Origin of the sequence: Trichocoleus sp. DQ-A3 (genome assembly GCF_039961975.1) — a bacterium.
Taxonomy (GTDB): domain Bacteria; phylum Cyanobacteriota; class Cyanobacteriia; order Cyanobacteriales; family FACHB-T130; genus FACHB-T130.
Genome location: NZ_JAMPKC010000004.1, coordinates 392,730 through 405,597, shown reverse-complemented (window position 1 = coordinate 405,597; position 12,868 = coordinate 392,730). Strand labels below are relative to the sequence as shown.

Below are 12,868 nucleotides of genomic sequence, written 5' to 3'. Positions count from 1 at the left end.
GATAACATCGCCCTGTCCTACAAACTGAGAATCTCTAACTTTGATTTTTTAACCTTTTAGATTTCAGGATCTCTGTTGCCGCTTCCGCCGGAACCGGGGGACTAAACAGATAACCCTGCAAACCATCACACTGAACTGAGTACAAAAAATCCAATTGTTCTACTGTTTCAACACCCTCAGCAATCACTTTTAAATTGAGTCCGTGACCCAGTGCCATAACTGCCTTAATAATCGCAGCATCATGAGTATTCGTCATGAGATCGCGAATAAATGAGCGGTCAATTTTTAGCGTATTGAGCGGAAAGTGTTTTAGATAGCTCAGTGAAGAATAACCCGTCCCAAAATCATCCATTGAAATGTGAATTTCCAGTTCCTGCAACTTCTGCAACACAGAAATTGTCCATTCCACATCTTGCATTGCAATACTCTCAGTAATTTCGAGTTCCAGATAACGAGGTTCCAACTCAGTTTCAGCTAGAATTTGCTCAACAACTTTTACTAAAGTGGGTTGCTGAACTTGACGCCCTGAAAGATTCACGGCAATCCGGATTGGCGGCACTCCAAGTGATTGCCAAAGACGATTTTGCCTGCAAGCTGTTCGCAAAACCCATTCTCCAATCGGAGAGATCAAACCCGTTTCTTCTGCCAGAGGAATAAATTGATAAGGAGGAATTAAGCCTAGTTCGGGAGATTGCCAGCGAATCAGCGCTTCCATGCCCACGATTTGACCTGTTTTTAAGTCTACCTGCGGCTGGTAGTGCAACAGAAATTCCTCACGTTCTAAGGCTTTGTAAAGTCGGTTTTCTAATTTCAGCCGTTCCAGTGCTTTTGCCCCTAGGGCTGGTGTATATAGCTGATAATTATTGCGCCCTTGTTGCTTGGCTCTGTACATCGCAGCATCGGCGTTTTTTAACAGCGTTTCTGCGTCTTCCCCATCATAAGGAGCTAAAGCAATCCCCAAACTCGCTTTGATGTGTAAAGAGGTATCGTGATAAGTCTCTACATCTTCAAAATGAAAAGGAACGTTTAGGGCACCCAGAATTCTTTTCGCAATCTTGGTAACATCGTCCAAACAAGTGATTGGGGAGAGCATAATGGTGAATTCATCCCCACCCCAACGGGCAACAATGTCGGTTTCTCGCAGGCAATCTGTGAGGCGTCGAGCCGCACATTGCAGCAGTAGATCGCCTACGGCATGACCGAGCGTGTCGTTAATCGTTTTGAAACCATCCAGGTCGAGAAACACCACTGCCAGCATATCGCCGCAATTCAGATGAGTGCTTGCCAGCGCTAGAGAGAGTCGGTCATTGAATAACAGCCGGTTGGGCAAACCCGTTAAGAGGTCATGAGACGCCTGATGTCGGATTGTATCCTCTACTCGCCTTTGCATTACTGCCATGTAGAGGTGGATTCCCACCGATTGAGCCAGCTTGAGTTCTTCTTGTGTCCACTCTTTAGCCTGTCCTTGGGTGATTTCTCGCCATGCTTCAAATGACTGGCGGGGGCGGACATTCCGTTCGTCGGGATTCTGACGACCTGCCCATAGGGTTTCTGTATTCATCTCATGCCGGAAGATGGTGAGACACCCCACGCATTGCTGATGATAACTGAGAGGCACGATCAGAATAGAGCGAATAGGCGTTGTCTCAAAAGCAGGGACTGCATATTTTAGTTGTGGTTCTTGATATAAATCGGGGATGGTGTAGAGAAAATTTTGACTTTTAAAATTTGATATTTCCCTAGCTACTCCGTAGCTGTTATGCGAAGACTCAAGGAAATGATTTTGAGGATTAAATTCCGACTGTAAAAACCAAGAGTCAGAAGCGTGATTAATGAGATTCTGATGACTGAAATCTTGATGGTTATCTTTGGATTTGTTTTCAGAAGGACTGTCTGGGATACCGACGCTGTTCGGTTTCCCGGAGATAATTTGTTGCCAAAAAGGAGTTTCTTCAATCCAAGCTTGGAGTGGCTGCTCGCCAGTCGTATAAAGTTGAGCAGGCTGACCTGTTGTATCTGCTGTAATGTACAATCTGCCAGCAGCACCGTGTAAGGCGCTAACGGTTTCTTCTAAAACGGTCTGCCGAATTTCTGAAATTTTTAGCGGAGAGTGGAGTAGACTACTAATTTGGTTGATTGTTGATTCATGCTGAGCTTGTTCGCGTGCGGTTTGAAGAAGATTGGACTGAGCGATCGCAATCGACACCTGATCCACGAGCAGTTGAACAATTTGTAATTCTTGTTCGCTAAATTTGCGCCGGGATGCGTGGTGACACACCAACAACCCCCACAAGCTGTTTTGATGTAGGATTGGCACGGCGAGAGAAGCACTCACCCCCATCGTCGTCAGATATTCGACGTGGCAAGGATCGACTGGGGAATAGCGGATGTCTCTAGTTACTAAATTTTTGCCGGTTGATAGACAATCTAACTGTTCTTGAGTTTTCTGCCTAGAAATGACATCGACAATGACTCGCTGGCGGACTTTGACAAACAACTCACGAGCATTGGGCGGAATGTCCTCGGCTGGAAACCGCAGCCCCATCATAGAGGGTAAACAATCGCCATTTATAGATTCGGCAATTACTTCTCCACTGGCATCTGGGTGAAATCGGTAAATTTTGACCCGATCCATGTCTAAAAATGAGCGAATTTCCCGCGCTGTTGTCGCCAAAATCTCTTGTAGCTCCAAAGATTGGCGAATTCGGGTTGTAATTCGATTTAGCAAGCTTTCCCTATCGTAAGATCGGGTTGTCCCTGCCCTTCTTGCTTGCTGTAATGCCGGTATATTCTTTCGTCGAACCATTCAATTAAACCTGTCTAAAGAGAGAAATAGACCCCACAAATACCAGTATGAAGTGCTGCATCTATCTTGAGATATAAAGAAATAAATTTATAACTAAATAATTAAATGATGTTACGTCGAGAACTGAGTGTTACTTGCGTACCGTGCTTATGTTTTGCTAGTGTTCATGTCCACCTGAGTGCGATCGCACAGATGTTTTTTTAAGCAATGAATAGCGTAGCCCAAAAACTTGAAAGTCTCCTCCCCAGCTCTGGGATTGTGCCGTGGGAACAGATAGAAGCCACTCGAAAAGCACAAATATCTCAAGCAATTGCACCGGGAACCACCCTTGATTGCATTGTTTCTCCCCGCACCGAGGAAGAACTTGCTCAGGTTATGGCTTATGCCTACCAGCATCGGTGGGGCATCTTACCCTGTGGCAGCGCTAGCAAACTAGGTTGGGGCGGATTAGTCGATGGGGTCAATTTGGTTGTCAGTACCGAACGTCTGAATCGCTTAATCGCTCATGCGGTTGGCGACTTAACCGTTACGGTCGAAGCAGGCATGAAATTTGCCGAACTGCAAAAGATTCTAGCGCAACAAGGTCAATTTTTCGCCCTCGATCCAGCCTATCCAAAAGACGCCACGGTTGGTGGTATTGTTGCGACTGCTGGGGGCGGTTCTTTGCGACAACGCTATGGTGGGGTGAGGGATATGCTACTGGGTCTTTCTTTCGTCCGCAGCGATGGTCAGATTGCCAAAGCTGGGGGTCGGGTGGTAAAAAATGTTGCCGGTTACGACATGATGAAGCTATTTACCGGCTCTTTTGGAACGTTAGGGATTATCAGTCAAGTGACGTTTCGGGTTTATCCTCTGCCTGAGGCATCTGCAACCGTAGTGCTGACTGGCACAGCCGAAAAAATTGCCGCAGCCACCAAAACTTTGCTTGCTTCAGCCTTAACGCCCACGGCTGTTGACCTGCTATCCACTCAAATCGTGGCTAGTTTAGGCTTAGGGGAGGGCATTGGTGCGATCGCTCGCTTTCAAAGTGTATCGCCGAGCGTGAAGGAACAGTGCGCTCGATGGTTGGAAGTGGGGCAACATCTCGGTTTACAGGGTGTCTTGTATTCAGATGCCGATGAGGCTGAGTTATGGCAGAAGTTACAAGAACAAATGTGGGCATCTCACACAGAGGCAGCGATCGCTTGCAAAATAGGAGTATTACCAACTGCCGCCGCGACCATTTTGGCTCATCTGCAAATCCACGTCCCATCGGTGATGTGTCTGATCCATGCTGGAAGTGGGTTGGGACTATTGCGGTGCAATAGTGACGTTGTAGAAACAACAGCGATCGCGTTTTTACAACAGATGCGATCGCTCTGTGAATCTCACGGCGGGTTTCTGACAATTCTAGAAGCGCCGATTTTCTTGAAGCAGCAACTAGATGTCTGGGGTTATACCGGCAACGCCCTGGATTTAATGCAGAAAATCAAAACGCAATTTGATCCAGAAAATATTTTAAGTCCAAGTCGGTTTATCGGTGGAATGTGAACAAAGCGCTTTCATCGCAGAAAACACCGTCTAAAAAGTAGGGAAGATTACACTCATCCATGCAAACATCAGAAAATTCTTTAACAAATTTAGATGACTCAAACCCGATTAATATTAACGGATTTGATAACGATCATCCCCCCAATCCCAAGTTAATTGATAGCTGCGTTCACTGCGGTTTCTGTCTATCTACTTGTCCCAGCTATCGGGTGATTGGCAAAGAGATGGATTCTCCTAGAGGCAGAATTTATCTCATGGATGCTATCAATAAAGGTGAGATTTCTCTAAATACTGCAACAGTACAGCATTTTGACTCTTGTTTAGGATGTCTTGCCTGTGTCACAACCTGTCCTTCTGGCGTGCAGTATGACAAGTTAATTACTGCCATGCGTCCCCAAATTGAACGCAATTATTCGCGCAGTTTGCCAGACAAGTTGTATCGAAAACTAATTTTTTCCCTATTTCCTTATCCTAATCGGTTGCGGGTTTTGCTAGCGCCTCTGATGGTCTATCAGAAATTAGGCTTGCAGAAATTAGTTCGTTCGACTGGATTACTCCAACGCCTTTCTCCCCGCTTAGCAGCGATGGAATCAAATCTGCAAGAAATTACTCCCAGAACCTTTGTAGATACCCTACCAGAGGTGATTTCGGCTGAGGGTGAGAAACGCTATCGAGTGGGCGTTATTTTGGGCTGCGTGCAACGTCTATTCTTCTCAAAGGTCAATGAAGCAACGGTACGGGTATTAACTGCCAATGGCTGTGAAGTCGTGATTCCAAAGGCTCAGGGGTGTTGTGCTGCATTGCCACATCACCAAGGACAGGAAGAACAAGCAAAAGCGATCGCGCGCCAAATGATTGATAGTTTTGAAGGTACAAACGTTGATGCCATCATCATCAATGCTGCTGGTTGCGGTCATACTCTAAAAGAATACGGACACCTGCTACAAGATGACTCCGATTATCGAGAGAAAGCCGTAAAATTTGCTGCTAAAGTGAAAGACGCTCAAGAGTTTCTATACGAAGCCGGAATCACGGCGAAACTTTCCCCAATTTCCGATCAACCATTGACTTTGGTTTATCAAGATGCCTGTCATTTATTGCACGGGCAAAAAATTAGCGTACAACCGCGCCAATTATTGCGACAAATTCCAGGCGTTCAACTTCGGGAACCGATTGATGCAGCGTTATGTTGTGGCAGTGCTGGGGTTTACAATATGCTGCAACCTGAAGTTGCTGGAGAATTGGGTAAGCAAAAAGTTGAAAATCTTCTGAATACGGGTGCTGAATTAATTGCTTCGGCAAATCCCGGTTGTACGATCCAAATTAGCAAGCATTTAGAACTGCAAGAGAAGACAATTCCCATCATGCATCCGGTAGAGTTGTTGGATTTGTCAATTCGGGGAGTGAAACTGCACGAGTAGGGTAATAGTAGCGGCATTTATGCGAGCGCTTATGGTACATACACCTCCTAAAACCCTGACTCTAGAGGAGTTTCTGAAGCTGCCAGAAACTAAGCCAGCCAGCGAATACATCAAGGGTCAAAGCATCCAAAAGCCAATGCCGCAAGGGAAGCACAGCAAGTTACAGGGAAAGCTAGTCACTGTTATTAATGAGGTGGTCGAGGCTAAGCGAATTGCCCTAGCTTTTCCGGAATTGCGGTGTACCTTCGGCGGACGGTCAATCGTGCCAGATGTGGCGGTGTTTGCTTGGGATAGAATCCCTCTTGATGAAAATGAGGATATTGCCAATGTATTTCAGGCTGCTCCAGATTGGACAATTGAAGTTCTCTCTCCAGAACAAAGTCAAACCAAAGTAACCGGAAATATCCTGCACTGCCTCAAACACGGTAGCAAATTAGGCTGGCTACTCGATCCAGACGAACGCTCCGTGCTAGTTTATCCTCCCGGACAGCAACCGGAATTGTTGCAGGAAGCATTCGACGTGCTACCTGTTCCAGACTTGTTAACAGAACTGCGGCTAACGGTAAGGGATGTGTTTGGATGGTTAAGACTGGGAGGATGAACAGGAAAGACGAAGATTGAGCAACGATAACGGTTTGCAGTTGAGTGCAATACAGACCCAACCTCCAGCCCCTTCCCTATAGAGTGAAGGAGAGCCATCTTCAAGGCTCCTTCGGGCTTCTAAGAGGAGTTTGGGGAGTCAACCCCTGTAATTAATAAATTTAAAGCTACTTGCTCAGAATCTGGTTAGGGAAAAGTTGAGTTAAAAATCTCCCTACCTTGGATGTCGGTTTTAGGACGCATTTACCGACAACTTGTCAAAAATATTTTAGGCGATCGCCTCTAAACTCTCTAGCTCACCGAGTCAGCGCTCGGAGGGCATTTGACTTTTGTATACTACTTTATGAGTTTCATTAATTTTGTGCATGACTTCTAATACACCCTTAATTCAATTTTTTGAAGGGATTCCTGAAGAAATCGGTAACGTCAGCTTACGGCGGAATCGCAGTTCTGGAGTCCGCACGGTATTGATGACATTTAACGAGCTGAAAGCCATAGAAAAATTCAACAGCTTTAAAAATAAGTTTTCTAATGGGCTGCGATTAACGGATGAAGAAGGTGAAATAAGCGTTGAGCCTTCTTCTGTAAAATTTGTTTTCAGCGGACCAGAAGGGGATGATTTTCAGCGGTTGGACTGCGAATTTGAAATTCAGCGAGAAGACCACTGGGAGAGATTTATGCGGTTTATGAATCGCTATGCTGAGGTCAATGGTATGGCTTACAGCGACACGAAAAAAACCCCCGATAGCGAGGCAACCAGAGAAGCATGAAAGTAGCCATTACAGGAGCAACTGGATTTGTCGGCTCTCGTCTGGTAGAACGACTACACGCTCAAGGAAATCAAATCTTGGTTTTCAGTCGTAACCCTGCGAAAGCGAAGCAAGTCTTTCCTGCCAACACCTATCCCAATCTCGAAATCATTGCATATACACCCACTGAATCAGGCTCCTGGCAACAGTCCATTGCTGGGTGCGATGCTGTGGTGAATCTATCAGGAGAACCGATTGCGGAAAAACGCTGGACTCCAGAACAAAAGCAGACGATCCTAAATAGCCGAAAGCTAGGGACGCAAAAAATTGTAGAAGCAATTAATCAAGCGAATCCCAAGCCTGCTGTCTTAGTTAATTCTTCTGCAATTGGCTACTACGGCACCAGCGAGACGGCTGCCTTTGATGAAACTAGCTCAGCCGGTAATGATTTTCTCAGCACTGTCTGTAAAGAATGGGAAACAGAAGCCCAAAAAGTCAAAGACAGCGGCACGCGACTGGTAATTGTGCGAACTGGAATTGTCTTAGGAATGGGAGGAGCACTTGCTAAAATGCTTCCCCCCTTTAAAATGTTTGCTGGTGGCCCCATTGGTTCAGGGCGTCAGTGGTTCTCCTGGATTCACCGAGACGATTTAGTGAATCTAATTCTATTTGCACTCAGCCACCCAGAAATTGAAGGTGTCCTAAACGGTACAGCTCCGAATCCAGTCCGGATGAACGAATTGGCCCAAACTTTGGGAGAAGTTTTAAATCGACCCTCCTGGCTACCAGTTCCCAGCTTTGTTTTAGAAGGTCTCTTAGGAGATGGTGCCCAAGTCGTTTTGGAAGGGCAACAAGTTCTTCCAAAACGCACCTTGTCCCAAAGATTTGAATATCAGTATTCAACCCTAAAACCAGCGCTGACAGAAATTGTGAAGGAATAGACAATTCGGTAAAAGGTAATTGTTATGAGTGTTGAGTTATGAGTTTTGAATGAATACCTCATCACTCATCACTCTACCTATTACCGATTATTCTGCCTTCAACTTTCAACCTTTAAACCTTCAACCGGCAGGCTGTCACCTTCAACCTTCAAATTTTCAACTGGCAAACTGTCATCATCCTGCACCCGCTGTAGTTTAGCTCCCAGCTGCCGTAGTTTATCCTCCAGCTTTTCGTAACCCCGATCTAGATGCTGCAATCCTCGAATGATTGTTTTTCCTTCTGCCGCCAGCGATGCCAAAACCAACGCCGCCGAAGCACGCAAATCAGTAGCTAGGACAGGTGCCCCCGATAACATTGGCACACCCCGCACAATTGCATGATTGCCTTTCACGCGAATATCTGCACCCATGCGATTCAACTCTGCCACATGACGCAATCGGTTTTCAAAAACCGTTTCGCTAATCACGCTGTCCCCTTCACTGAGGGTCAGCAATGCCATAAATTGTGCCTGCATATCCGTGGGGAATCCAGGATATGGCAATGTTTCAATATCTGTTGCCGTGTGTGTTTGTCCTCCGATAATCCGCAGGCAGTCGGGCGCTTCTTCGAGTACCGTCGCTCCAATTTCCCGCAGCTTGGCAATCACAGCCGTGAGATGGTCTGGAATAATTGGGGACAGACTTAGTTCTGAATGGGTAATTGCTCCTGCAACGAGCAATGTCCCCGCCTCAATCCGGTCGGGAATGATGCTGTAATCTACAGAATGTAAGCTGGGAACACCAGAAATCACAATTGTATTGGTACCTGCACCGCGAATCTTGGCTCCCATTGCAATGCAGAAATTAGCGAGATCCACGACTTCTGGTTCTTGGGCGGCGTTTTCTAGGATTGTTTCTCCCTCTGCTAGGGTTGCCGCCATCATCAGTGTCTCTGTCGCACCAACACTGGGATAGTCCAGATAAATTTTGGCTCCCTTTAATCTTCGATTGCTGCCAGTTACATGGGCATTGACCATCCCATGATCGATTTGGACATCTGCCCCCATGTCCCGCAAACCTCGGACGTGAAGATCGACGGGTCTGGCACCGATAGCACAACCGCCAGGTAGTGGCACTTTTGCTACACCCAGTCGCGCCAGCATCGGTCCAACGATGAAGAAACTAGCTCGTAGCTGAGAAACTAACTCGTAGGGAGCTTTTGATTGCCCAATGTGGCTAGCGTTGATGTCGAGAATGTCGCCATTCCATTCCAGCTTCAGGTCTAGGGACGACAGAATTTGACCCATGCGCTTGACATCGACAAGCGAGGGAACGTTACGGATTCGGCAATCTTCAGGACACAGCAAGGCTCCTGCCATGATCGCTAGTGCCGCGTTCTTTGCGCCGCTAATCTTGACGTGCCCTTGCAAGGAAGCTCTACCCCAAATGTGCAAAACGGACTTGTCTTCTTCGGGCAGAGAGTAAGTATCGGTCAGGCTGAGAGGGGGGTTAATAGGTCTGTCCTCCAAATTTCACGGAATAGGGTGGCTTTTTTTTAAATTTGGTTTTGATTCTACAGGAAAGATTTTAAATGTCTAGATTAGCAATCCCGCTTCATTGTCAGTCGATGAAGCATTGTACCTTGTATCGGTTCACTTTTCCGGATAAAAGGTATTGACAAATTCTAGGGTTTGTTGCAAGATAGTAAATCGGTGGTATAAATCCAGACGTCAGCGGAACTGGCGGAATTGGCAGACGCGCTAGATTCAGGTTCTAGTGTTCGCAAGGACTTCCGGGTTCAAGTCCCGGGTTCCGCATTTTTAGGACTGAGGTATCAGGACTGAGGACTGAGTAGAAAAAAGTGGCGATCGAGATAGGGTAGTCAGACGCTCATGTAGTCAGACGCTAATAAAGAATTTCGTCACTTAGTAACACTCAGAACTCAATCCTTTGCCAGATTGGGAAAAAGTTCTTTCTTGCCTTTTGACACTTTCTCAGTCCTACAGTCCTCAGTCCTCAGTCCTAATTCTTGTTGATGTTGACGAGTCTCCAGAATCCTCTGGTCAAGCAAATTCGCAAGTTACATCGCTCCAAGGAACGGCGGGAGCAGCAAATATTTTTGTTGGAAGGGACGCATTTGCTAGAGGAAGCTTGTGCGGTTGATTATCCGTTAGAAACGGTCTGTTGTACGCCTCAATGGCAGGAGCGTCACCAGCAATTGTGGGAGCAAGCTTGTAATCGATGTCAAAGGGCTGAAGTGGTGAGCGAGGAAGTTCTGAAAGCGATCGCTACCACGATTCAACCCGATGGTGTCATCGCTACGGCACCCCGGATGAGCCGCCAGGTGTCCCCATTGCCAGTTACGGGTTTGGGGCTAATTTTGGAAACCGTGCAAGATCCAGGCAACCTCGGCACGATGATTCGTACTGCCGCCGCTGCGGGTGCGGATTGGTTGTGTGTCAGTGAAGATAGTGTGGATCTGGACAATCCAAAGGTGCTGCGAGCCTCTGCTGGACAATGGTTTCGGCTACCGATGCGGAGCAGTTCTGATTTGATCGCAGATATCTCTCAGTGTCGGGAACGAGGAATGCAAGTCGTGGCAACTGTGCCTAGTGCGACTTTAACCTACTGGGAGGTAGACTTACGTCGTCCCACTCTGATTTTGATGGGCAATGAAGGTGCTGGATTGTCTTCAGAGTTAGTTTCACTGGCACAGGTGCAAGTGACCATCCCCCTGAGTCCAGGAGTCGAGTCGCTAAACGTGGCTGTAGCAGCTGCTTTGATGTTGTACGAAGTAAAGCGTCAGAATGGCAGAAGTTAGGAAGTAGCCGCTAATCAGTAGTTATGGGTCAACAATGGTTAGTGTTTTTTTCGCTTTTCCCAACCAATTACTTGCTATCCGTTCCCCGATGATTTAGTCTTTTTCTGCATATATTCCTCAATGTCAGCAGCGGCTTGTTCCAGCTCATCTGCTTCAGTCAATTCTTTTTGATGATTACCGCTGTCCGACTCTGACTGGGATCGAGCCGTCTGATTGTCCGGCAATTCCAATAAATCCTGCAATTGCTCAAGCGATTCGCTAAACGCTTGATCGGCGGCGCGACGATGGTCTTGGTCACTCTGATTCATTACGCTGGTTCCACAAACACTGCTTTTGATGGCAGGGCACCCTAGTAATTGACAGCGATCGCTCGAATTGAGCGATCGCTGGATTTCTTTTAGTTTCTAAGATATAACACGCGGCTGAAGGGATGACTCATTCGTAATTTTTTTAGAGAAAATTGTAAGGAGAATAACTTGCACTCTTTCACTCCACAACCGATTGGGGACTTGCGCTCACCGTTGGTCAAGCTGAAAATGAGGAGGGCATCGTCGTCTAGGGGAGAGTAACGTGACTCAAGGATTTGATTACGATTTAGTGATTATTGGAGCCGGTGTCGGCGGACATGGCGCTGCCCTACACGCCGTTTCCTGCGGTCTCAAAACCGCCATTGTGGAAGCAGCCGATATGGGCGGCACCTGCGTGAATCGGGGCTGCATTCCTTCTAAAGCTTTGTTGGCAGCATCCGGTCGAGTGCGAGAGTTACGCAATGCCCACCATCTGAAATCGCTGGGGATTCAAGTTGCAGGCGTTGAGTTTGACCGACAAGCGATCGCAGACCATGCGAACAACCTTGTCTCCAAGCTTCGCGGCGATTTGACAAACAGTTTGAAACGGCTGGACGTTGAAATTCTCCAAGGTCGGGGGAAAATTGCGGGACCGCAAAAAGTCACTATCAGCACGGGATCGGGTGAAAAAACCGTTACGGCAAAAGACATTATCATTGCCTCTGGGTCAATTCCTTGGGTTCCACCAGGAATTGAAATTGATGGCAAAACTGTTTTTACCAGCGATGACGGCGTGAGATTGGAGTCGCTACCTTCCTGGATTGCGATTATTGGCAGCGGTTACATTGGTCTAGAATTTTCAGATGTTTACACCGCATTAGGCGCTGAAGTCACCATGATTGAAGCGTTACCCCAGCTGATGCCTGGGTTTGACCGGGACATTGCCACGATTGCCGAAAGAGTGCTGATTAAGCCGCGTGACATTGAAACGAAAGTAGGCACGTTGGCGAAGAGTGTTAAACCGGGTTCTCCCGTGGTCATTGAGCTAGCCGACGCCAAAACGAAAGAAGTTGTGGACGTGCTAGAAGTAGACGCTTGCTTGGTTGCTACAGGTCGCATTCCGGATACTAAGGACTTGGGGCTGGATGCTATCGGCGTTGAGACAAATAGAGGCTTTATCCCCGTCGATGACCGGATGGCAGTCTTGTCAAGTGGCGAACCCGTGCCCCACCTGTGGGCAATTGGAGATGCGACGGGCAAGATGCAGCTGGCTCATGCGGCGTCGGCTCAAGGCGTTGTGGCGGTAGAGAATATCTGCGGGCGTCACCGTTTGATCGATTATCACAGCATCCCCGCCGCCGCCTTTACTCACCCAGAAATTAGCTTTGTCGGCAAGACGGAACTGGCAGCGAAAGAAATGGGGAAAGAGGAGGGATTTGAAGTTGCAGTGGCGAAGAGTTATTTCAAAGGAAACTCGAAAGCGATCGCAGAAGGGGAAGCGGATGGGATGGCAAAAGTAATTTACCGCAAAGATACAGGCGAAGTGCTGGGCGTCCACATCATCGGAATGCACGCAGCGGATTTGATTCACGAAGCCGCCAACGCGATCGCTCAACGCAATTCTGTCCAGACTCTGGCATATTTTGTCCACGCACATCCTACCCTCTCAGAAGTATTGGATGAAGCTTACAAACGGGCTGTAGGTTCTCATTAGGGAGAAGAGTCATTCGTGAT

At 47.3% G+C, this 12,868-nt stretch carries 10 protein-coding genes and 1 tRNA gene; 8 read left to right on the top strand and 3 right to left on the bottom strand.

Going from position 1 to position 12,868, the window contains the following annotated elements; all coding sequences use genetic code 11:
- Nucleotides 1-34 precede the first annotated feature (34 nt).
- Nucleotides 35-2,806 (bottom strand): EAL domain-containing protein, encoded by a 2,772-nt coding sequence (locus NDI44_RS10570; RefSeq protein WP_190415541.1) that lies wholly within the window; start codon nucleotides 2,804-2,806, stop codon nucleotides 35-37.
- Nucleotides 2,807-3,013: 207 nt separating this feature from the next.
- Here NDI44_RS10570 and NDI44_RS10565 point away from each other — a divergent pair, with 207 nt between their 5' ends.
- From NDI44_RS10565 to NDI44_RS10545, 5 genes are all read left to right on the top strand, one after another.
- Nucleotides 3,014-4,336: an FAD-binding oxidoreductase gene (locus NDI44_RS10565; RefSeq protein WP_190415539.1), complete on the top strand. Its 1,323-nt coding sequence runs from the start codon at nucleotides 3,014-3,016 to the stop codon at nucleotides 4,334-4,336.
- 59 nt (nucleotides 4,337-4,395) lie between these two features.
- Nucleotides 4,396-5,757 carry a (Fe-S)-binding protein gene (locus tag NDI44_RS10560; RefSeq protein ID WP_190415537.1) on the top strand — a complete coding sequence of 454 codons (1,362 nt, stop codon included), beginning with the start codon at nucleotides 4,396-4,398 and terminating at the stop codon, nucleotides 5,755-5,757.
- 31 nt (nucleotides 5,758-5,788) lie between these two features.
- Nucleotides 5,789-6,358 (top strand): Uma2 family endonuclease, encoded by a 570-nt coding sequence (locus NDI44_RS10555; RefSeq protein WP_190415535.1) that lies wholly within the window; start codon nucleotides 5,789-5,791, stop codon nucleotides 6,356-6,358.
- 364 nt (nucleotides 6,359-6,722) lie between these two features.
- A complete protein-coding gene (gene psb28, locus NDI44_RS10550) occupies nucleotides 6,723-7,127 on the top strand; it encodes a photosystem II reaction center protein Psb28 (protein WP_190415533.1) in 405 nt (134 codons plus the stop codon).
- Nucleotides 7,124-8,047 (top strand): TIGR01777 family oxidoreductase, encoded by a 924-nt coding sequence (locus tag NDI44_RS10545; protein WP_190415532.1) that lies wholly within the window; start codon nucleotides 7,124-7,126, stop codon nucleotides 8,045-8,047. Before psb28 ends, NDI44_RS10545 begins: the two co-directional genes overlap by 4 nt.
- A gap of 98 nt (nucleotides 8,048-8,145) precedes the next feature.
- Here the strand turns inward: NDI44_RS10545 and murA are convergent, their stop codons facing one another.
- A complete protein-coding gene (gene murA, locus NDI44_RS10540; protein ID WP_190415530.1) occupies nucleotides 8,146-9,555 on the bottom strand; it encodes a UDP-N-acetylglucosamine 1-carboxyvinyltransferase in 1,410 nt (469 codons plus the stop codon).
- A 204-nt stretch (nucleotides 9,556-9,759) separates the two neighbouring features.
- Between murA and NDI44_RS10535 the strand changes: the two genes are divergently transcribed.
- Both NDI44_RS10535 and NDI44_RS10530 read left to right on the top strand, forming a co-directional pair.
- Nucleotides 9,760-9,843 (top strand) — tRNA-Leu (locus NDI44_RS10535).
- A gap of 218 nt (nucleotides 9,844-10,061) precedes the next feature.
- Entirely contained in the window at nucleotides 10,062-10,847 is a 786-nt protein-coding gene (locus tag NDI44_RS10530) for an RNA methyltransferase (protein WP_190415529.1), read from the top strand.
- Between the two features lie 74 nt (nucleotides 10,848-10,921).
- Here the strand turns inward: NDI44_RS10530 and NDI44_RS10525 are convergent, their stop codons facing one another.
- A complete protein-coding gene (locus NDI44_RS10525) occupies nucleotides 10,922-11,155 on the bottom strand; it encodes a hypothetical protein (RefSeq protein ID WP_190415527.1) in 234 nt (77 codons plus the stop codon).
- A 262-nt stretch (nucleotides 11,156-11,417) separates the two neighbouring features.
- On the opposite strand from NDI44_RS10525, the gene lpdA reads away from it, so the two are divergent.
- Nucleotides 11,418-12,848 carry a dihydrolipoyl dehydrogenase gene (gene lpdA / locus NDI44_RS10520; RefSeq protein WP_190415525.1) on the top strand — a complete coding sequence of 477 codons (1,431 nt, stop codon included), beginning with the start codon at nucleotides 11,418-11,420 and terminating at the stop codon, nucleotides 12,846-12,848.
- The last annotated feature ends 20 nt before the right edge of the window (nucleotides 12,849-12,868 follow it).

What these genes read in the sequence shown, in the direction of transcription:
- NDI44_RS10555 (WP_190415535.1), top strand. Translation starts at nt 5,789, where the DNA reads ATGGTACATACACCTCCTAAAACCCTGACTCTAGAGGAGTTTCTGAAG.
- psb28 (WP_190415533.1), top strand. Translation starts at nt 6,723, where the DNA reads ATGACTTCTAATACACCCTTAATTCAATTTTTTGAAGGGATTCCTGAA.
- NDI44_RS10545 (WP_190415532.1), top strand. Translation starts at nt 7,124, where the DNA reads ATGAAAGTAGCCATTACAGGAGCAACTGGATTTGTCGGCTCTCGTCTG.
- NDI44_RS10525 (WP_190415527.1), bottom strand. Translation starts at nt 11,155, where the DNA reads ATGAATCAGAGTGACCAAGACCATCGTCGCGCCGCCGATCAAGCGTTT.
- NDI44_RS10570 (WP_190415541.1), bottom strand. Translation starts at nt 2,806, where the DNA reads ATGGTTCGACGAAAGAATATACCGGCATTACAGCAAGCAAGAAGGGCA.
- NDI44_RS10560 (WP_190415537.1), top strand. Translation starts at nt 4,396, where the DNA reads ATGCAAACATCAGAAAATTCTTTAACAAATTTAGATGACTCAAACCCG.
- NDI44_RS10565 (WP_190415539.1), top strand. Translation starts at nt 3,014, where the DNA reads ATGAATAGCGTAGCCCAAAAACTTGAAAGTCTCCTCCCCAGCTCTGGG.
- NDI44_RS10530 (WP_190415529.1), top strand. Translation starts at nt 10,062, where the DNA reads ATGTTGACGAGTCTCCAGAATCCTCTGGTCAAGCAAATTCGCAAGTTA.